This is a genomic window from Streptomyces sp. 135 (assembly GCF_020026305.1).
GTDB lineage: Bacteria > Actinomycetota > Actinomycetes > Streptomycetales > Streptomycetaceae > Streptomyces.
In genome coordinates, this window is the sequence record NZ_CP075691.1 from 6019514 (window position 1) to 6039609 (window position 20096).

Sequence of the window (20096 nt, forward strand, 5' to 3'; positions counted from 1 at the left end):
TACCGCCGAGTCACCTCCCCGTAGGACTATGGCGGTAGGGCACTCGATTTCGTACACCCGTGGAGGTGCCCCGTGCTGGGTCCCGTGATTCTCGCCGCGTCACGCAGCGACAAGATGCGCCGTTTCGTCTCGGCGGCCCCCGGCACCAAGCAGGTCGTGGCCCGGTTCATCGCCGGTGAGAGCGTCGACCAGGTCGTCCCGATCATCGTGGACGCCGCCGACAAGGGCCTTGAGGTCACCCTCGACGTGGTGGGCGAGGACATCACCACCGTCGAGCAGTCCCACGCGGCCCGCGACGCCTACCTGGAGCTCATCGACCGCCTGAAGGACCTGGGCCTCGGCACGAAGGCCGAGATGTCCGTGAAGCTGTCGATGTTCGGCCAATCGCTGGAGGGCGGCCACGAGCTGGCCCTCGCCAATGTCCGCCCCGTCGTCGAGGCCGCCGCCGCCATCGGCACCACGGTCACCCTGGACGCCGAGGACCACACCACCCTCGACTCGACGTTCGCCATCCACGACGCGCTGCGCGAGGACTTCCCGCAGACCGGCTGCGTCATCCAGGCCTACCTCTTCCGTACGGAGGCCGACGCCCGCCGCCTCGCCGCCAACGGCAGCCGTGTGCGTATCGTGAAGGGCGCCTACAAGGAGCCCGCCGAGGTCGCGTACCAGGACAAGGCCGAGATCGACAAGGCGTACGTCCGTGTCCTGCGCATCCTGATGGAGGGCGGGGGGTACCCGATGATCGGGTCCCACGACCCGCGCCTGATCTCCATCGCACAGGAGCTCGCGCGGCGTGCGGGGCGCAAACTGGATGAGTACGAATTCCAGATGCTGTACGGCATCCGCAGCGACGAGCACCTGCGGCTGGCCGCCGAGGGCCACCGGATGCGCGTCTACACGGCCTACGGAACCGACTGGTACGGCTATTTCATGCGCCGTCTCGCGGAGAAGCCGGCGAACCTGCTCTTCTTCGCCCGCTCCATCCTCACCAAGGACTGAACCAAGGGCTGAGCTCCCACCCCCCTCGACCCTTTTAAGGAGATACGGAACTCATGGACGCTGTCACTCAGGTCCCCGCCCCGGTCAACGAGCCGGTGCACGGTTACGCCCCCGGCTCCCCCGAGCGCGCCCGCCTGGAGATCAAGCTCAAGGAGCTGGCCGAGAACCCCATCGAGCTGCCGATGACCATCGGTGGCGTCAAGCGCCTCGGCGGCGGCGAGCCCTTCCAGGTCGTGCAGCCGCACAACCACCAGGCCGTCATCGGCACCGGCCGCGGCGCCACGCAGCAGGACGCCCAGGACGCGATCGACGCCGCCCTGGCCGCCGCCCCGGCGTGGCGCGCGATGTCCTTCGACGACCGCGCCGCGATCATCCTGCGCGCCGCCGAGCTGCTGTCCGGCCCGTGGCGCGAGACGCTGGCCGCCTCCACCATGCTCGGTCAGTCGAAGACCGCCCAGCAGGCCGAGATCGACACCCCCTGCGAGCTCGTCGACTTCTGGCGCTTCAACGTCAAGTACGCCCGTGACCTGCTCGCCGAGCAGCCGCCGGCGAACGCCCCCGGCGTGTGGAACCGCCTGGACCACCGCCCGCTCGAAGGCTTCGTCTACGCGATCACGCCGTTCAACTTCACGGCCATCGCGGGCAACCTTCCGACCGCCCCGGCCCTGATGGGCAACGTGGTCGTGTGGAAGCCGTCCCCGACGCAGACCCACGCCGCCGTGCTGCTCATGCAGCTCCTGGAGGAGGCCGGGCTGCCCAAGGGCGTCATCAACCTGGTCACCGGTGACGGCATCGCCGTCTCCGAGGTCGCCCTGAACCACCGCGACCTGGCCGGCATCCACTTCACCGGCTCGACCCCGACCTTCCAGCACCTGTGGAAGACGGTCGGCGAGAACATCGCGAAGTACCGCACCTACCCGCGTCTCGTCGGCGAGACCGGTGGCAAGGACTTCGTCGTCGCCCACCCGAGCGCCGACCGCGCGATCCTCAAGACCGCGCTGACCCGCGGTGCCTTCGAGTACCAGGGCCAGAAGTGCTCCGCGACCTCGCGCGCGTACATCCCGGCCTCCATCTGGAACTCGGGCTTCAAGGAGGAGTTCGCGGCCGAGGTCGACGGCATCAAGATGGGTGACGTCACCGACCTGACGAACTTCATCGGCGCCGTCATCGACGAGCGCGCGTTCGCCAAGAACAAGGCGGCCATCGACCGCGCCAAGGCGGACGACACCTGCACGATCGTCGCGGGCGGCACCTACGACGACTCGGTCGGCTACTTCGTGCGCCCGACCGTCGTCGAGTGCACGGACCCGGCCAACGAGGTCTTCACGACCGAGTACTTCGGCCCGTTCCTCGCCGTCCACGTCTACGAGGACGAGAACTACGACGAGATGCTGGCCCAGATGGAGTCGGTCTCGGACTACGCGCTCACCGGCTCGGTCATCGCGGGTGACCGCGCGGCGGCCGCGTACACGATGGACAAGCTCCGCTACGCGGCGGGCAACTTCTACATCAACGACAAGTCGACCGGCGCCGTCGTCGGCCAGCAGCCCTTCGGCGGCGGCCGTGGCTCCGGCACCAACGACAAGGCGGGCGCCCCGCAGAACCTCCAGCGGTGGACGCTGACGCGCGCCATCAAGGAGACGCTGGTGCCGCCGACCGAGTACGGCTACCCGCACATGGGCTGACGCCCTCCCCGGGCCGCACCGGCCCGCCCCTGAACCCCGCCTCCGATCTGGGCCCCACCCCGGTCGGAGGCGGTGTCGTGTCCGGGGTCAGCCGAGCGTGTCGACGACGATCCGGGTGATGTCCTCGGCGATGCGGTCCTCGCCGGGGGTGTCCGGGTCGAGGCGGGTCGTGTAGACGGAGATGATCCAGGGGGCCTGGCGCGGCGGCCAGGCGACGGCGACGTCGTTGACTCCGCCGTAGGCCGGGCTGCCGGTCTTGTCGCCGACCCGCCAGTCCTTCGGGAGGCCGGCCCGGATCCGCTTGTCGCCGGTGGTGTTCTCCAGGAGCCACCGGATGAGCTGGTCGCGGTCGCGCGGGTGGAGGGCGTCGCCGAGGATCAACTTGTGCAGGTCGGCCGTCATGGACGCGGGGGTCGTCGTGTCGCGCCGGTCGCCGGGGACGTTGGTGTTGAGGTCGGGCTCCCAGCGGTCGAGGCGGGTGCGGGAGTCGCCGAGCGAGCGGGCGAACTCGGTGATGCCGGACGGCCCGCCGATGCGCCGCATCAGCAGATTGGCGGCGCCGTTGTCGCTGTACGTGATCGTGGCGTCGCACAACTCCCGTACCGTCATGCCGGTTTCGAGGTGCATCTCGCACCTCGGCGAGTGCGTGACCAGGTCGTCGCGCCCGTACCGGATCAGTACGTCGAGCAGTCCGGGCTCCTGCTCGCGCGCCCTGCGCAGGATCGCGGCGGCGGCCAGCACCTTGAACGTGGAGGCGATGGCGAAGCGTTCGTCCGCGCGGTAGCCGAGGGTGGCGCCGGTACCGGTGTTCAGGGCGTGCACACCGATGCGGCCCGGATAGCCCTTCTCCAGCTCGCGCAGCCGCCGCCGGGCGTCAGGGAAGGCGGTGGCGTGCGCGGTGCCGGGCACGGACAGGAGTACGGGGGCGACGGCGGCGGCGCCAAGGAGGGTTCTGCGGGAGGGGGTTGCGTTCATGATCACGACCGTACCCGGGGGCCCTGGTGCCGGGCCAGGAAGTCGTCGATCAGCCCGGCGATCTGCGTGGCGTGCGTCTCCAGGGCGAAGTGCCCGGTGGGCAGCAGGTGCACCTCGGCCTCCGGGAGGTCGCGGAGGAAGGCGAGGGCGCCGTGTGGCACGAAGATCTCGTCGTGGGCGCCCCAGGCCGCGAGCAGCGGGACCCGGGAGGTGCGGAAGTACTCCTGGAACGCCGGGTACAGGCCGATGTTGGCGCCGTAGTCGCCGATGAGCGCGAGCTGGATCGCGTCCTGGCCCTCGCGTGCCATCAGCGCCGCGTCGTGGTGCCAGGCGTCGGGGTTCAGCAGGCTCGGGTCGGGGACGCCGTGCGTGTACTGCCACGTGATGCCCTCCAGGGAACGGATCTCCCGGATGGGCGCGGCGGTCTTCTCGTTCGGGTCCGCGATGTAGGCGAGGACCGGCGCCCAGGCCTCGGCGCCGAGGCCTTCCTCGTACGCGTTGCCGTTCTGCGTGACGATCGCGGTGACACGCTCGGGGTGGGCGAGCGCGAGGCGCAGGCCGATCGGGGCGCCGTAGTCCTGGACGTACAGCGCGAAGCGGTCAAGACCTGCGGCGTCGGCGAACTCGGCGGTCACCTCGGCGAGTTCGGCGAAGGTGTACGTGAACTCGTCGGCGGCCGGCGCCGCCGAGCGGCCGAAGCCGATGTGGTCGGGGGCGATGACGCGGTAGCGGTGGGAGAGCAGCGGGATGAGGTCCCGGAACATGTGCGAGCTGGTCGGGAAGCCGTGCAGCAGGAGGAGGGCGGGGGCGTCGGCGGGGCCTGCCTCGCGGTAGGCGATCTCGTGGCCCCGGACGGTCGTGGAGCGGTAGTGGGTGCGGTTCCGGTGCGCGCTGCTCATCTCTAACCCCTGAAATGCGCTTTGGTGGTTGGCGTGGGGCGAGTAGAGCACGCGAACACCTAACCGGTCAATGTGTTGTGAGCGGTTAGTGGACGTGGGGGAGGGTCAGTGGGTCCGGCCCGCCGCCGTGATGACCTCGTCCAGTACCTCGCGGGCCCGCAGCAGGTCCTCCACCTGGCGGTCGATCCTCGCGCGTTCCTGGGTCAGCTCGTCGACCAGCCACGGCGTCGCCTTCTCCGAGGGGCCGCCGTCCTGGTCCCGCATGCAGGGCAGGAGTTGGACGATCTTCGCGCTGGACAGGCCCGCCGCGAACAGCTCCTGGATGTGGACGACCCGGTCCACCGCGCTCTCGGGGTAGTCGCGGTGGCCGCCCGGGGTACGGTCCGCGTGCAGCAGCCCCTGCTTCTCGTAGTAGCGCAGCGAACGCTCGCTCACGGCGGTGCGCTTCGCCAGCTCGCCGATTCTCATCCTCGCGGACCTCCGCACTTGAAACTCACACCGGTGTCAACTTCTACCGTTCCGGCATGACGAACACCACGCTTCTCGAGCCCTATTCCGCAGGCCCCCTCGGCCTTCTCCCCAACCGCATGGTGATGGCCCCCATGACCAGGCTGCGGGCGACCGCCGACGGCACGCCGCTGCCGGTCGTCGCCGACTACTACGCCCAGCGTGCGAGCGCCGGCCTCATCGTCACCGAGGGCATCTGGCCCAGCAGCCGCGGCCAGAGCGGCTGGCGCTACCCGGGGCTGGAGACCGCCGCGCACATCGAGGGCTGGCGGCGCGTCACCGACGCCGTGCACGCCGCGGGCGGCCGGATATACGCCCAGCTGATGCACGGCGGCCGTCACGGCCACCCGCTGTCCCGCGTCGACGGTGACGTGCCCGCCGCGCCGTCCGCCGTGCTCGTGGACCCGAGCCCCGTGCACGTGCCCGGACACCGCAAGGCCGACGCCGTCACGCCGCGCGAGATGACCCGGGACGACATCCACACGGCCGTGCGGGACTTCGTGGCCGCCGCCCGCAACGCCATCGCGGCGGGCTTCGACGGAGTCGAACTGCACGGCGCCAACAGCTACTTGATCCACCAGTTCCTCGCGGACAACAGCAACCTCCGCGACGACGAGTACGGCAGGGGCTCCATCGCCGACCGCATCCGCTTCGCCGTCGAGGTGGTGCGCGCGGTGGCCGACGCCATCGGCGCCGCACGGCTCGGGCTGCGCCTGTCGCCCGGCAACCCGCAGTTCGGCATGGCGGAGGCCGACCCCGGCCCGGTCTACAGCGCGCTGCTCGACGAGCTCGACGGGCTCGGTCTCGCCTACCTCCACCTCACCGACAACGACCGCTACCCGGCCCTCGCCGACCTGCGCCCCCGCTGGCACGGCCTCCTCATCGCCAACGTCGGCGAGAACGGCGACCCCACGACGCGGGAGGCGGGCGAGGCCCTGCTCGCGTCCGGGGTCGCCGACCTCGTCTCGTACGGGCGGGGGTTCATCTCCAACCCCGACCTGCCGGCGCGGTTCGCGGCCGGCGCGGCCCTCCGGCCGATCGACGAGGCGCACCTGTACGCGGAGGGCGCCGAGGGCTACACCGACTACCCCACCCTCGCCCAGGAGAGCCGGCTCGTATCCGCTCAGGCCTCCGCTCAGACCTCCGCTCAGACCTCGATGAGCACCTGATCGAGCGACTTGCGCACCAGGTCGGGGACCTGGCAGTCCGGCGCCGGATACCCGACGGGGATCACCGCGAACGCCTTCTCGTTCTCGGGGCGGCCGAGCACCTGGGACAGGAACCGCATCGGGCTCGGCGTGTGGATCAGCGCGGCGAGGCCGGACAGATGCAGGGCGGACAGCAGCATCCCGACCGCGATGCCGACCGACTCGTCCACGTAGTAGTGCTTGTGCTTGGTGCCGTCCTCGCCCAGCCAGTACCGCTGCTGGAAGACGACGATCAGCGCGGGCGCGTCCGTCAGGTGCGGCTTCACCTCGTCCGTGCCGAGGGGCCGCAGGGCCGCCAGCCACTCCTCGCCGAGCCGCCCGTCATACGAGACGCGCTCCTCGTGCTCGGCGGCCTCGCGGATGCGGCGGCGGACATCGGGGTCCTGGACGAGGACGAACGTCCACGGCTGCTGGTGCGCCCCGGACGGCGCCGTCGCCGCGCACGCGATGGCGTCCCGCACCACCTGCGCGGGCACCGGGTCCGGGGCGAACTGCCGCACCGTGCGCCGCTCTTGCATCCGCTTCCGCAACTCCGCCGCCCGATCCAGGGATTGGGCCTCGGGCATCCGCACGGGCCGGTACGGCACGGAGCGGTAGGGCTCGCCATGGATGGGGGTCCACTCTCGTTGCTGCTCGGTCTCAGGCATGCGTCCGATTCTGCTGCGGGCACCGGCCTCCGCGCCATGGTGCAGACCAATCAGATCCGGGCTGAGTACGGTGGGAAGGTGACGGAGAACTCCCTGCGTACCGCCCACACCAGCGACCTGACCGCCGCCGACCTGCGCGCCGCCCGCGCTCTGCTCGACGAGGCCTTCGACGGCGACTTCAGCGACCAGGACTGGGACCACGGCCTCGGCGGCGTGCACGCCCTGGTCCACGACGGCGCGGGCACACTGCTCGCGCACGGCTCCGTGGTGCAGCGGCGGATCCTGCACAACGGCCGCTCCCTGCGCGTCGGTTACGTGGAAGCGGTCGCCGTCCGCCCCGGCCTGCGGCGGCAGGGGCTCGGCGGCCAGGTGATGGGCGCACTGGAACGCGTCATCGACAAGGCGTACGCGATGGGCGCCCTGTCGGCGTCCGACGAGGGGGAGCGGCTCTACCTCGCGCGCGGCTGGCAGCGGTGGAAGGGTCGGGTCGGCACGCTCGGCCCGGCGGGCGCGCTCCACCTGCCGGACGAGGACCCGCCGCTGCTGTGGGGCGCCGGCCTCGACCCCGCGCACGAGCTCCTCATCGACTGGCGTGACGGAGACGTGTTCTGACCACCCGCGGCCGCGTCAGGCCTCGGCCCCGGCCGCGCGGACGATCATCTTCCCTTGGTTCTCGCCCCGCAGCATCCCGAGGAACGCGTCCACGATCCGGTCGAACCCCTCGACCACCGTCTCGTCGAGCGCGACCCGGCCGCTCCGCAGATGCGGCACCACGAACCCGTACAACTCCTCCTGGAGATGCGGGTAGTCGCGGACCAGGAAGCCCTCCATGCGCAGGCTCTTCTCGACGATGTCGGGGAGGTTGCGCAGCGCGTACGGCGTGCCCGTCGCGTTGTACTGCGCGATCGTGCCGACGCGTACGATCCGCCCGCGCTCGCGCAGCGCGGAGATCGCCGCCTCCAGCTGCTCGCCGCCCACGTTGTCCACGTACACGTCGATGCCGTCGGGCACGGCCTCGGCGAGGAGGCCGGCGGCCGGTCCCGAGCGGTGGTCGAAGACCGCGTCGTAGCCGACGTGTTCGGTGAGGTACGCCGCCTTCGCCGCCGAACCGGCGCTGCCGACGAGCCGTCCCGCGCCCATGAGGCGGGCCAGGCGCCCGGTCGCCGTGCCGACGCCACCCGCCGCGGCGAAGACGAACAGGTCCTGGCCCTCGCGCAGTTCGGCGATGCGGGTGAGGCCGACGTACGCCGTCAGGCCGGTGCCGCCGAGGATGCCCAGATACGCGGTCAGGGGCACGCCCTCGAAGCGGGGGCGGCGCCGCACCTCGTCCGGCTTCACCACGGAGTGCGTACGCCAGCCCTGCCGGTGGAAGACGATCTCCCCCTCGGTGAGGGCCGGGTCGCGGGAGGCGACGACACGGCCGATGGTGCGGCCCTCCAGCGGGGCGTTCAGCGCGAAGTCGCCGTCCATCATCTCGCGGTGGTAGGGGTCGACGGACCAGTAGAGGTTCTCGACGAGGGCGGTGCCCGGGGCGGGCGCGGGCAGCGGGGACTCCACGAACGCGAAGTGGGCGGCGGTGGGGAAGCCGTGGGGGCGGGCGGTCTGGTGCACGGTGAGCGCGGTCTCGGTCATGTCCGTGACCGTAGGCAGGAATGCGGGGCTCGGGCAGAGGGTTGCGCTCATGGAACGCCCTGATCCATGAAGGGCCCTCATAGAAGCAGGTGGGAGCCCTGATGGACGCCGCGTACACCGCCGCCGACCTCGCCCCGCACGAGCTGCGCGTCCTGGCCGCCGTGGACCGCGAGCGCGGGTTCTCCTCCGCCGCGCGGGCCCTCGGCCTCACCCAGTCCGCCGTCTCGCACTCCATCCGCGGCACGGAACGCAAGGTCGGCGCCGTGCTCTTCGAGCGGGGCCGCAAGGGGGCGACGCCCACGGCCGCCGGAGCCGTCGCCGCCGCCTACGCCCGGCGCGTCCTGCGGCTGCTCGACACCCTGGTGACGGAGGCGCGCGGCGCCGAGAGGGGCGTCGTCGAGGGCCCCCTGCGCATCGCCGCCTTCCGCAGCGCGGCCCTGCACCTGCTCCCGGCCGCCCTGGAGCGCCTCGCCGCCCGCCACCCCGGCATCCGCCCGGAGGTCAGAGTCGTGCGCGAGCTGGGCGCGGGCACCGCCGGTGAGGTCGCCGAGGGCCGCGCCGACCTCGGCATCGCGACGCTCGGCGGCTCCTCGCCCGTGCCCGCCGGGCTCATCGGCGGCGTACTCCTCGACGAGCCGTACTCCCTCGTGCACCCGGCGGGCCATCCCGACCCGCGCTCCCTGCCGCTGGTGGACTGGCACGAGAACTGCGGGTCGTATACGCGCGCGTGGTGGGCCGGGCAGGACTGGATCCCGCGGGCGACCGTCCTGACGGAAGACGACGGCGCGGTGCTCTCGATGGTGGCCAACGGCCACGGCATGGCGATCATGCCCGCCCTCTCGCTGACCGGAGCGCCCGACTCCGTCGAGATCACCGACCTGGGGGCGGACCGCCCGACCCGCTCCGTCGGCTATGTCACCACCCCTGAGCTGGCCTCTTCCGTCGGAGTACGGGCCCTGATCCGCGAACTGAGAGCGGCGCACGCGTGAAGCCCGTCTCAGATAGTAGGAAGCCCGAGTAATTGTGGAGACAGACGCTCCGGCCTGCCTTAGCTTTGTAGGAGCCGAACGTCTCGCTCGATCAAGCGAATGGCGGTCGTGAGCCGGAGCCCAGCGCAGGCGAACCCTGCCGCTCCGCAGCTCCCCGTCGCTTGGGGGTTCCCCCACGCCCATTAGGCAGTGGGGGAGTCTCGAAAATCTCCCTTTTCTTTGCTTCAAGGAGTGGATCTCCCATGGCCGAGACGACCGTCCGCCGAGTCCGTCACACCTCCCGCAAGAGCGACTCCGAGCGCACCGAGCGCAAGAACGCCGCCCTGGCCCTCCAGCGCGCCCTCGACCGCAGGGACAACGGCGGGGAGACGGGTCACTGAGACCCGCGCGCCCCGCGTACGACCTCGAAGTGGTCGACGCGCTCGCCGCTCTCGGCGAGTGCGGAGACCGAGAGCTTCGGGCGCGCGCCCGCGCTCACCTCCACCGCGAGGAACGAGAAACCGGTGTAGCGCACCCGTGACCACGCGACCTTCTCGGGGTCGGCCCGCCGCGACTTCGTCCAGCGGAAGGTCGCGATCTCGTCGCGATCGTGGACGTCGCCCTCGTAGCTGTCCTTCACCCCGGGGCCGAACTCGTAGAGGTCCTTGCCCGCGCCGCCCGCGGTGACGTACACGATGCCGTCGCGCGTCGGATCGGTCGACGCGCCGACCGGCACGGGCTTGCCGACCTCGCCGCCCTTGATGGCGTCGGTGCGTTCGTAGACGTGGTTGTGGCCGTTGACGACCAGGTCCACCTGGTGCTTCGTGAACAGCGGCAGCCACGCGTCGCGGACCCCGCCGTCGGAGGCGTGCCGCGACGTCGAGTAGGCGCAGTGGTGGAAGAAGACGACGACGAAGTCGACGCCGTCCTCCGTCCGCAGCTCGCCCAGCCGCTTGTCCAGCCAGGCGGTCTGCTTCCCGTCCGTGTAGCCCCGGTTGGCGGGGATCTCGTACGAGACGTCGTTGGCGTCCAGCGCGACGACGCCGACGTTGCCGTACGTGAAGGAGTACACGCCGGGCGCGCTCCGCGGGTCGAAGCCGTTCTCGGGGAGCGACCAGCGCGCGGACTGCCCGCCGTAGCCGTTCGGCGAGTACCACGCCTCCATGTCGTGGTTGCCGGTCGTCACCATCCACGGCACCGACTGCGCGACGGACTCCGTCTGGGCGAGGAAGGTGTCCCATACGCGCGCGTCATAGGTGTCCGAGTCCTTGCCGTGCCCGGTGGTGTCCGCGTAGCAGATGTCGCCCGCGTGCAGATGGAAGGCCGGGTTCTGACCCAGGATCACTTGGTCGTTGGCGAGCGCGTGATAGCTGACGCCCTGGTCGCCGAAGGCCGTGAACACGAACTTCTCCGCCCGTGCGGGCGCCGTCCTGAACGAGCCGACCGTCGCCATCCGCTCGGGTGAGGCCGGGTCGAAGCCGTCGTGGCCGACGCCGTAGTAGTACGTCGTGCCGGGCTCCAGGCCGTCGAGCGCCGCGTGCAGGTAGTACTGCTCCACGGTCGGCAGCTTCTTGGAGAGCGAGGGCGTGTGCAGGTCGCGTACCTCCGCCTCGATCTTCTGGCTCAACTCCCAGGGCTTCGGGCCCACCCGCAGGTAAGGGGACTTGACGGCGAGCGGCACCTGCCAGGAGACGCGCATCTGCGTCCTCGGGTCGGCCCCGAACGCCAGATGCCGGCCGAAGGGCGCGACCAGCTTGCCGTCGACCCGCACCGGGGCGGCCGGGGCGCTCGACGTGTGCGCGGCCGGCACGCCATGCCCGTACACGGTGCTCGAACTGCCCGTGAGCAGACCGGCGCCGGCCACCGTCCCCGCCGCCGCGAACGAACGGGCGAGCACCTTGCGTCGCGAGAGCTTGCCGCGCAGGTACTCGTGCTGCTCCGGCATGCTCATCCGGGCCGCCAGCCGCTCCGGAATGCCGAGGTTCGGAGTGCCGAGGTTCGGTGTGTCCATGGCAGGGAATTTCCCAGCGTCGCCCAACTCCCGCCACACATCGGAGTGAACAGAACCTGTCTGCCGAGCAGATGTCCGCATGTCGGACAGCTCATGTCATCCCCTGGGACGAAGAGTAGGCTGCCCGCATGTCGGCTAGCTCTCGCATCCTCAATCTCGCAGTGATCCCCGGTGACGGCATCGGCCAGGAAGTCGTGGCCCAGGGGCTCAAGGTCCTTGGCGCCGTCCTCCCGCCGGATGTGAAGCTGGAGACCACGGAGTACGACTTCGGCGCCAAGCGGTACCACGCCACCGGTGAGACCCTCACCGACGCCGACGTCGAAGCCCTCAAGCGGCACGACGCGATCCTCCTCGGCGCGATCGGCGACCCCTCGGTCCCCTCCGGTGTCCTGGAGCGCGGCTTCCTGCTGAAGCTCCGCTTCCTCTTCGACCACCACGTGAACCTGCGGCCCTCGAAGCTGCTCCCGGGGGTCGCGACCCCGCTCAAGGGCCAGCCCGAGATCGACTTCATCGTCGTACGCGAGGGCACCGAGGGCCCCTACACCGGCAACGGCGGGTCGATCCGCACCGGGACGCCGCACGAGGTCGCCACCGAGGTCTCCGTCAACACCGCCTTCGGCGTGGAGCGCGTGGTCCGCGACGCCTTCGCCCGCGCGCAGGCCCGCCCGCGCAAGAAGCTGACGCTGGTCCACAAGAACAACGTCCTCGCCTACGCCGGACACCTGTGGACGAACGTCTTCAATAAGGTGGCCAAGGAGTTCCCCGAGGTCACCACCGACTACATCCACGTCGACGCCGCGACGATCTACCTGGTCACCGACCCCGGCCGCTTCGACGTGATCGTCACCGACAACCTCTTCGGCGACATCATCACCGACCTCGCCGCGGCCGTCTCCGGCGGCATCGGCGTCGCGGCCTCCGGCAACATCAACCCGAGCCGCGAGTTCCCGTCCATGTTCGAGCCCGTGCACGGCTCGGCGCCGGACATCGCGGGCCAGGGCAAGGCCGACCCCTCGGCCACCGTCCTCTCCGTCGCCCTCCTGCTGCGCCACCTCGGGTACGAGCCCGAGGCCGCCCGCATCGAGGCCGCCGTCTCCGCGGACCTCGCCGAGCGCGGGGAGAGCGTGCGCAGCACCGAGCAGATCGGCGACGCGCTCGCCGTACGAGTAGCGGGCTGACCCGGCAGCTCGAAGATCACACGGAAGCCGCCGGGTCCCCTCAGGACACCCGGCGGCTTCTCGTATGCGGCCCCGGGGTGTCACCATCGATCCCCGGGCCGCATTCATGCCGTTTCTTCCTCGGGACCCCGCGAGCGATAATCGAACGTGGGGCCGTGAAGACAGGGAAGCTCGGACGTCGTAGTACCGGTGGGAGTACCGCTCGGTACGGGCGTGAGCGCGGTCCGTCACCATCACACCGTGAAGGACGAAGCACTCATGACGACGACGCCGACCATCGAGCTCAAGCCCTCCTCGTCGCCGCTGGCCGCGGCGGAGCGCGAGGCGATCATGGCCAACCCCGGGTTCGGTCGCCACTTCACCGACCACATGGTGACGATCAAGTGGACGGAAGGCCGCGGGTGGCACGACGGTCAGCTCGTCCCCTACGGCCCGCTCGCGCTCGACCCGGCGACGAACGTCCTGCACTACGCCCAGGAGATCTTCGAGGGCCTCAAGGCCTACCGGCAGCCCGACGGCTCGGTGGCCACCTTCCGGCCCGACGCCAACGCCCGCCGCTTCCAGTCCTCCGCGCGGCGCCTCGCCATGCCGGAGCTGCCCGTCGAGACGTTCATCGAGGCGTGCGACGTGCTGGTCAAGCAGGACAAGGCGTGGGTTCCGGCGCACGGTGGCGAGGAGTCCCTCTACCTGCGCCCGTTCATGATCGCGACCGAGGTCGGCCTCGGTGTGAAGCCCGCGAACGAGTACCTGTTCGTCGTCATCGCCTCGCCGGCCGGCGCCTACTTCCCCGGTGGCGTCAAGCCCGTCTCCATCTGGCTCTCGGAGGACCGTGTGCGCGCGGTGCCCGGCGGCATGGGCGACGCGAAGACCGGCGGCAACTACGCCGCGTCGCTGCTCGCGCAGGCCGAGGCCGCGGCGAAGGGCTGTGACCAGGTCGCCTACCTCGACGCGGTCGAGCACAAGTGGGTCGAGGAACTGGGCGGCATGAACCTGTACTTCGTGTACGGGAACAAGATCGTGACGCCGACCTTGACCGGCTCCCTGCTCGCGGGCGTCACGCGTGACTCGCTCCTCACGGTCGCCCGTGACCTCGGGTACGAGTCGGTGGAGGCCCGCGTCTCCATCGACCAGTGGAAGGCCGACTCCGAGAACGGCACGCTGACGGAGGTCTTCGCCTGCGGCACGGCGGCGGTCATCACGCCGGTCGGCACGGTCAAGTGCAATGCGGGGGAGTGGCGGCAGAGCGGTGGCGAGCCGGGGGAGGTCACGATGAAGCTGCGGGATGCGTTGCTGGACATTCAGCGGGGGACGGTCGGGGATGTGCATGGCTGGATGCACGGGCTCGGCTGAGGGCTTGGCGGAGATTGTCGGGGCCCCGCGGCTGTGGTGAGCGCGGGGTCCCTTTTGTTTTCGGCTGCGGGTGTGTGGGGGCTGGGCGCGCAGTTCCCCGCGCCCCTGGGGGGCCTTGCGCGTCGCATGGTGACGGCTCCCGTTACCGCGCCGGCAGGGCAAGGCTCCCCGGCACCGCGCCGCAGGCATCCCGTACTGCCGTCGCGAGGGAGTCCCGGGTCGCCGCGGGGCCCTCGGCCCACCCCTCCAGCGCCCGGTGGAACGCCGCCACCAGCAGGTCGATCGCCAGCCTGGGGCGCAGATCACCCCCGCCCGGCAGGGCGAACCGACGCCGCGCCGCGACAAGGGCCGCCCGGCTCGTGCGGTCGCAGAACGCGAGGCCATGCGCGTCCATGGACGGAGTCACCGCCGCCAGCCGCCGGCTGAGCAGCACCCGCTGGGCCCACCCCTCACCCGGCATCCGCGCGACCGCGCCGAGCAGCGTGTCCCGCAGTACGTCGAACAGCGGCTGCCCCGCGGCCGGTTCCGCCTTCTCCAGCTCTTCGAGGAACGCCACCCACAGATCCTGGGTCGGCGCCATCGCCACGTCTTCCTTGCTGCTGAACGTACGGAAGAACGTGCGCTTGCTGACCTCCACCGCATCGCACAGCGCGTCGAGCGTGACGCCGTCGAAGCCCCGCTCCGTGAACAGCTCCAGCGCCGCGTCGACGAGCGCCTGCCGCGTCCGCAGCTTCTTGCGCTCCCGCAGGGGCAGCCCTTCGAGGTCCATCGCGTCCATGCCGGGAGTGTAGCGGCCGGATGGGACGCGGAAGCGAATGCCTCTTGAGGGCTTGTGCCACTCGGTGGCAGTTGGCAGTATGGGTCGCCCACCCGTCGGCATACGTCGAAAGGCTTCACATTCATGCGTGCACTGCTGGTCGACCGTTCCGCCCCCGGCGGCCTGCGCCTCGGCGAGGCTCCGGACCCCGAGCCCGCGCCGCACCAGGCCCTGGTACGGGTGGCCGCCACCTCCCTCAACTACGGAGAGATCCGCTTCGTCCTGGAGGACGCCAAGGAAGGCGCGGTCCTCGGCTGGGACGCGGCCGGCGTGGTCGAGCGGGCCGCCGCCGACGGCTCGGGGCCCGCGGCCGGAACCCCGGTGGTGACCGTGGACGGCGCCGGCGGCTGGGCCGAACTCCGCGCCGTCTCCACGGACTTGATCGGCACCGTGCCCGAGGGCGCCGACCCGGGGGCCATCAGCACCGTGCCGGTCGCCGGTGCCAGCGCCCTGCGTGCCCTGGACCGCATCGGCCCGATCCTCGGCAGACGCGTCATGGTCACGGGCGCCACCGGCGGCGTCGGGCGGTACGCGGTGCAGCTCGCCCGGCAGGGCGGTGCGGAGGTCGTCGCGGTGACCGGCGATCCCGAGGGGCGGGGCGAGGCGCTCAGGGCCCTCGGCGCGCACGAGGTGATCCACACGCCCGCCGCGGCCGCGGCTCCGGTGGACGGCGTGGTGGACGTGGTCGGCGGCCGGCAACTCGTCGAGGCGTACGAGCAGTTGGGGCAGCACGGCACGCTGGTGTCCGTCGGGCATTCCGGCGGTGACGCCGAGCACTTCCCGTACGGGACCCTCTATGGCGACCAGGGCCGCCACGACCGCTCTGTGGTCAGCTTCCACCTGTTCGGCTGCGCCGACATCTCCGGGGCGCTGACCTGGCTCGCGGGGCAGGTGGCGGCGGGCGCGCTCGACCCCGGCACCTCCTGGCGGGGCCCCTGGGGCGAGGTCCGGGAGGCGGCCGGCGCGCTGCTCGACCGCCGCCTGCACGGCAAGGCCATCCTGGACATCGGCTGAGGCCCGGCGCACCGCCGCGGGGCCTCCGGCCGGCCGAAGCCTCCGTCAGGCCAGGTGGTCGACGGAGGTGTCCACGGCAGGCTCCATGGCGGCGGTGGCCGGAGTCGCTGTCGGGGCGCCGCCCGCGGTGGCCGGCTTCTCGCGTGCCGTCAGCGCCAGATAGACCGCGCCACCCACCACCCCGGACAGCAGGAAGCTGCAGTCGACCCCGCCCGTCAGCGACAGCAGCGGACCCTCGTACGAGGGGAGGGAGACCGCGAACAGCCCGACGGCGGCGCCGAGCGCCCAGGCCGTGGTGGCCTGCGCGTTCCAGCCCGCGCGGTACCAGTACACGCCGCCCCGTGCGCGGCGGTTGAAGACCTGGAGGGCGTCCGCGTCGTACTGGCCGCGACAGCGCGCGAAGCCGATCAGGGTGATGACCGCCCAGGGTGTTCCGATGGCGGTCAGGAGCAGCACGAACGACGTCATCGCGTCCTGCGCCTCCCACGCGAAGTGGCCGACGAAGACGCAGGCCGTGGCGGCGACGGCGACGGTGTACGTGGCGCGGGCGCGGGAGGCGCGGGGCAGGATCGCGTCCAGGTCGAGGCCCATCGAGTACAGCATCAGGCCCGCGTTGCCGACCGACCCGGCGGAGGCGGCGAGCAGCAGCGGCAGCAGGTACCAGCTGGGAGAGGCGTCGACGAGCCCGCCCGCGTAGTCGAGGGCGGCGCGCGCCGCGTACGCCGTGAAGGTGCCGAAGAGCTGCGGGATCAGCAGCCCCGCGAGGAGCCCGGCCCAGGCCGCACCGAGCACCGCGCGGGAGCTGTGCCGGGCCGGGGAGACGTAGCGGGTGTAGTCGCCGAGCAGCGTGATGAAGGCGATGGGCCCCGACAGGCCCGCCGCGACCAGGGCGAGGAGCCAGGTCGGCCAGAACGAGCCGAGGAGGTAGCCGCCCGCGCCGGGCAGCGCCGAGGTCGTGAAGTCGGGGGCGTACGCGATGACGCCGAGGATCAGCAGCGCCGTCATGCCGAAGGCGAGGATCCGGGAGAGCCGCAGCAGCACGCGGTAGCCGAAGACGGCGCCGATCACGGTGGCGGCGGCGAGCAGGGCGTAGACCACGCCGTACGAGAGACCGCCGGTCGGCAGCCCGGTCAGGCGGTGCAGCGTGCCCACCATCACGTCGCCGCCGATCCAGATGGTCAGCGCGGTGTAGCCGAGCGAGAGCAGCAGGCCGACGACCGAGCCGACGAGCCGGCCGCGCACGCCGAACTGGGCGCCGGAGGAGGTGGAGAGGTTCGTCCCGGTGCGCAGCGACACCAGGGCGAGCGGCGCGGTGAGCGCGGTGCCGAGCACCGTGCCCGCCACCACCGCGCTCACCGACTCCCACCAGCCGAGGCCGAACGACACCGGCAGCCAGCCGAAGACGATCACCCCCAGGCAGAGGTTGGAGCCGATCAGGATCGACACGAGGTCTCTGGGGCCGCTGGTGCGCTCCCGGTCCGGGATGGTGTCGACTCCGCGCTGTTCTATCGGCATGAGGGTGCCCCTGACGCTCGGCTGATCTCGATGGCGCTCACAGAGTTTTGAGCAGCGCTCAATGTGACCCGCGCCAACCTCTCGCGTCAATGCTTCCGGCGTGCGGATTTCGTGGTTAGAGTGGCGTTCTAAATCTGTGATCAGGGAGGTGCACGGCGTGCGACTGACGCCCACCGAACGCGACCGGCTGCTGCTCTTCGGGGCCGCCGAGCTCGCCAGGGCCCGCAAGGCGCGCGGCCTCAGACTCAACGTCCCCGAGGCGACCGCGCTGATCGCCGACACGGTGTGCGAGGCCGCCCGCGACGGCGCCCGTCTCGCCGAGGCCGTCGAGCGCGCCCGCTCCGTCCTCGGCCCGGACGACGTCCTGCCCGGCGTCGGCGACGTGGTGGCCGAGGTGCACGTGGAGGCCGTCTTCGACGACGGATCGCGCCTCGCGGTCGTCTCCGACCCCATCGGCGCGGGTTCGGGCGGTTCCGGCGGTTCCGGCGGTCTCGGCAGTGAGGCGCCGGGCGCGCTGCTGCCCGGCCCCGCGCACGAGGAGCCCCCGGCCACCGTGACGCTGGGCGTGCGCAACACCGCCACCGTGCCCGTCTCCGTGACCTCCCACTTCCACTTCTTCGAGGCCAACCCCCGGCTCGACTTCGACCGCGCCGCCGCGTACGGCATGCGGCTGGCCGTCCCCGCCGGATCGTCCGTCCGCTTCGGGCCCGGCGAGAGCGGCGAGGTCGGGCTGCTGCCCATCGGCGGCGAGCGCATCGCCATCGGCTTCGCGGGCCTGGTGGACGGCCCGCTGGACGCGCCCGGCGCCCGCGAAGAGGCACTGCGCCGCGCCGCCGCCTGCGGCTACCTCGGCGTACCGGAACCGACTGACCAGACCGGCGGCGTACCGGAACCGACTGACCAGACCGGCGGCGTACCGGAACCGACTGACCAGACCGACCAGGAGGCCGAGCGATGAGCCGCCCCGGAGGCCACCCCGCGGAACCGCGCCGCCTCAGCCCGTACGAGTACGCCGCCACGCACGGCCCCCGCGCCGGCGACCACCTCCGGCTCGGCGACTCCGGGCTGACGATCCGCGTCGAGTCCGACGCCCAGAAGTACGGCGACGAGTTCCTCGCCGGGTTCGGCAAGACGGCCCGCGACGGGCTGCACCTGAAGGCCGCCGCCGTCCGCGAGACCTGTGACGTCGTCATCAGCAACGTCGTCGTCATCGACGCCGTGCAGGGCATCCGCAAGGTGTCCATCGGCATCAGGGAAGGCCGTATCCACGCCATCGGGCGCGCGGGGAACCCCGACACCCTCGACGGCGTCGACGTCGTCGTCGGCACCGGCACGTCCATCGTGTCGGGGGAGGGGCTGATCGCCACCGCCGGATCCGTCGACACCCACGTCCACCTGCTCTCGCCGCGCATCATGGAGGCCTCGCTGGCCTCCGGCGTGACGACGATCATCGGCCAGGAGTTCGGGCCGGTGTGGGGTGTCGGCGTCAACTCGCCCTGGGCGCTGCGCCACGCGTTCAACGCCTTCGACGCCTGGCCGGTCAACATCGGCTTCCTCGGCCGGGGTTCGTCCTCGCACGACGCCCCGCTGGTCGAGGCGCTCGCCGAGGGCGGCGCGTCCGGCTTCAAGGTGCACGAGGACATGGGCGCGCACACCCGCGCGCTCGACACCGCACTGCGCGTCGCCGAGGAACACGACGTCCAAGTCGCCCTGCACAGCGACGGGTTGAACGAGTGCCTGTCGGTCGAGGACACCCTGAAGGTCCTCGAAGGCCGGACCATCCACGCCTTCCACATCGAGGGTTGCGGCGGCGGACACGTACCGAACGTCCTGAAGATGGCGGGCGTCCCGAACGTCATCGGCTCCTCCACCAACCCCACCCTGCCCTTCGGCCGGGACGCCGTCGCCGAGCACTACGGCATGATCGTCTCCGTCCACGACCTGAAGACGGACCTGCCGGGCGACGCCGCCATGGCCCGCGACCGCATCCGCGCCGGAACGATGGGCGCCGAGGACGTGCTCCACGACCTGGGCGCCATCGGCATCACCTCGTCCGACGCGCAGGGCATGGGCCGCGCCGGCGAGACCGTACGCCGCACCTTCGCGATGGCCGGGAAGATGAAGGCCGAGCTCGGCCCCATGGAGGGCGACGGCCCGCACGACGACAACGCGCGCGTCCTGCGCTACATCGCCAAGCTGACCGTCAACCCCGCCCTCGCGCACGGCCTGGCCCACGAGGTCGGCTCCATCGAGGTCGGCAAGATGGCCGACATCGTGCTGTGGCGCCCCGAGTACTTCGGCGCCAAGCCGCAGCTCGTCCTCAAGTCCGGCTTCCCCGCCTACGGCGTCGTCGGCGACCCGAACGCCGCGACCGACACCTGCGAACCGCTCGTCCTCGGGCCGCAGTTCGGGGCGTACGGCGCGACACCCGCCGACATCTCCGTGGCGTTCGTCGCCCAGGCCGCCGTCGACCAGGGCAACGACCTGATGCCCACCCGCCGCCGCCGCGTCGCCGTGCGCGGCACGCGCGGCATCGGCCCCGCCGACCTGCGCCTGAACTCCCGCACCGGGGCCGTGGACGTGCATCAGAAGACCGGCCTCGTCACCCTCGACGGCGACCCGATCCGCTCCGAGCCCGCCGACTCGGTCTCCCTCAACCGCCTCTACTTCCTCTGACCCTCCTCCCTCTCC

At 71.6% G+C, this 20096-nt stretch carries 19 protein-coding genes; 11 read left to right on the plus strand and 8 right to left on the minus strand.

Translation table 11 applies throughout. The features are described 5' to 3' along the window. Positions 1 to 72 precede the first annotated feature (72 nt). A complete protein-coding gene (locus KKZ08_RS27235) occupies positions 73 to 999 on the plus strand; it encodes a proline dehydrogenase family protein (protein ID WP_223776939.1) in 927 nt (308 codons plus the stop codon). A gap of 53 nt (positions 1000 to 1052) precedes the next feature. Then, the gene (gene pruA / locus KKZ08_RS27240; RefSeq protein ID WP_223776940.1) at positions 1053 to 2684 is read left to right on the plus strand and encodes an L-glutamate gamma-semialdehyde dehydrogenase; all 1632 of its coding nucleotides are present in this window, start codon (positions 1053 to 1055) and stop codon (positions 2682 to 2684) included. Positions 2685 to 2771: 87 nt separating this feature from the next. Here the strand turns inward: pruA and bla are convergent, their stop codons facing one another. From bla to KKZ08_RS27255, 3 genes are all read right to left on the minus strand, one after another. After that, complete coding sequence (gene bla / locus KKZ08_RS27245) at positions 2772 to 3659, minus strand: class A beta-lactamase (protein WP_223776941.1); 888 nt, start codon at positions 3657 to 3659, stop codon at positions 2772 to 2774. A gap of 2 nt (positions 3660 to 3661) precedes the next feature. Continuing rightward, positions 3662 to 4558, minus strand: a complete 897-nt coding sequence (locus KKZ08_RS27250; protein ID WP_223776942.1) for an alpha/beta hydrolase — start codon at positions 4556 to 4558, stop codon at positions 3662 to 3664. Between the two features lie 105 nt (positions 4559 to 4663). Further along, positions 4664 to 5026, minus strand: a complete 363-nt coding sequence (locus KKZ08_RS27255; protein WP_223776943.1) for a MerR family transcriptional regulator — start codon at positions 5024 to 5026, stop codon at positions 4664 to 4666. Between the two features lie 56 nt (positions 5027 to 5082). On the opposite strand from KKZ08_RS27255, the gene KKZ08_RS27260 reads away from it, so the two are divergent. Continuing rightward, positions 5083 to 6234 (plus strand): alkene reductase, encoded by a 1152-nt coding sequence (locus tag KKZ08_RS27260; protein WP_223776944.1) that lies wholly within the window; start codon positions 5083 to 5085, stop codon positions 6232 to 6234. Here the strand turns inward: KKZ08_RS27260 and KKZ08_RS27265 are convergent. Beyond that, entirely contained in the window at positions 6213 to 6920 is a 708-nt protein-coding gene (locus tag KKZ08_RS27265; RefSeq protein WP_223776945.1) for a nitroreductase family protein, read from the minus strand. The two genes, KKZ08_RS27260 and KKZ08_RS27265, sit on opposite strands and share 22 nt — an antisense overlap. A gap of 78 nt (positions 6921 to 6998) precedes the next feature. Between KKZ08_RS27265 and KKZ08_RS27270 the strand changes: the two genes are divergently transcribed. Then, positions 6999 to 7532 carry a GNAT family N-acetyltransferase gene (locus KKZ08_RS27270; RefSeq protein ID WP_223776946.1) on the plus strand — a complete coding sequence of 178 codons (534 nt, stop codon included), beginning with the start codon at positions 6999 to 7001 and terminating at the stop codon, positions 7530 to 7532. 15 nt (positions 7533 to 7547) lie between these two features. Here KKZ08_RS27270 and KKZ08_RS27275 read toward each other — a convergent pair whose 3' ends face one another. Then, the gene (locus tag KKZ08_RS27275) at positions 7548 to 8552 is read right to left on the minus strand and encodes an NADP-dependent oxidoreductase (RefSeq protein WP_223776947.1); all 1005 of its coding nucleotides are present in this window, start codon (positions 8550 to 8552) and stop codon (positions 7548 to 7550) included. Between the two features lie 101 nt (positions 8553 to 8653). Between KKZ08_RS27275 and KKZ08_RS27280 the strand changes: the two genes are divergently transcribed. Beyond that, a complete protein-coding gene (locus KKZ08_RS27280; protein ID WP_223776948.1) occupies positions 8654 to 9541 on the plus strand; it encodes a LysR family transcriptional regulator in 888 nt (295 codons plus the stop codon). A 242-nt stretch (positions 9542 to 9783) separates the two neighbouring features. Next, positions 9784 to 9921 (plus strand): hypothetical protein, encoded by a 138-nt coding sequence (locus KKZ08_RS27285; RefSeq protein WP_167515840.1) that lies wholly within the window; start codon positions 9784 to 9786, stop codon positions 9919 to 9921. Here KKZ08_RS27285 and KKZ08_RS27290 read toward each other — a convergent pair. After that, positions 9915 to 11531: a metallophosphoesterase family protein gene (locus tag KKZ08_RS27290; RefSeq protein WP_223776949.1), complete on the minus strand. Its 1617-nt coding sequence runs from the start codon at positions 11529 to 11531 to the stop codon at positions 9915 to 9917. The two genes, KKZ08_RS27285 and KKZ08_RS27290, sit on opposite strands and share 7 nt — an antisense overlap. A 128-nt stretch (positions 11532 to 11659) precedes the next feature. On the opposite strand from KKZ08_RS27290, the gene KKZ08_RS27295 reads away from it, so the two are divergent. After that, positions 11660 to 12709, plus strand: coding sequence for a 3-isopropylmalate dehydrogenase (locus KKZ08_RS27295; protein WP_223776950.1), 1050 nt, complete (start codon positions 11660 to 11662; stop codon positions 12707 to 12709). A gap of 258 nt (positions 12710 to 12967) precedes the next feature. Continuing rightward, positions 12968 to 14059: a branched-chain amino acid aminotransferase gene (locus KKZ08_RS27300; RefSeq protein WP_223779212.1), complete on the plus strand. Its 1092-nt coding sequence runs from the start codon at positions 12968 to 12970 to the stop codon at positions 14057 to 14059. 142 nt (positions 14060 to 14201) lie between these two features. On the opposite strand, the gene KKZ08_RS27305 is transcribed toward KKZ08_RS27300, so the two are convergent. Continuing rightward, positions 14202 to 14837: a TetR/AcrR family transcriptional regulator gene (locus tag KKZ08_RS27305; protein ID WP_223776951.1), complete on the minus strand. Its 636-nt coding sequence runs from the start codon at positions 14835 to 14837 to the stop codon at positions 14202 to 14204. Positions 14838 to 14960: 123 nt separating this feature from the next. On the opposite strand from KKZ08_RS27305, the gene KKZ08_RS27310 reads away from it, so the two are divergent. Continuing rightward, positions 14961 to 15890: a zinc-binding dehydrogenase gene (locus KKZ08_RS27310; protein ID WP_223776952.1), complete on the plus strand. Its 930-nt coding sequence runs from the start codon at positions 14961 to 14963 to the stop codon at positions 15888 to 15890. Positions 15891 to 15935: 45 nt separating this feature from the next. On the opposite strand, the gene KKZ08_RS27315 is transcribed toward KKZ08_RS27310, so the two are convergent. Further along, complete coding sequence (locus KKZ08_RS27315; protein WP_223776953.1) at positions 15936 to 17405, minus strand: cytosine permease; 1470 nt, start codon at positions 17403 to 17405, stop codon at positions 15936 to 15938. 157 nt (positions 17406 to 17562) lie between these two features. Between KKZ08_RS27315 and ureA the strand changes: the two genes are divergently transcribed. Then, positions 17563 to 18363, plus strand: a complete 801-nt coding sequence (gene ureA / locus KKZ08_RS27320) for an urease subunit gamma (protein ID WP_223776954.1) — start codon at positions 17563 to 17565, stop codon at positions 18361 to 18363. After that, a complete protein-coding gene (locus KKZ08_RS27325) occupies positions 18360 to 20081 on the plus strand; it encodes an urease subunit alpha (protein WP_223776955.1) in 1722 nt (573 codons plus the stop codon). The genes ureA and KKZ08_RS27325 overlap by 4 nt, the downstream gene beginning before the upstream one ends. Positions 20082 to 20096 lie beyond the last annotated feature (15 nt).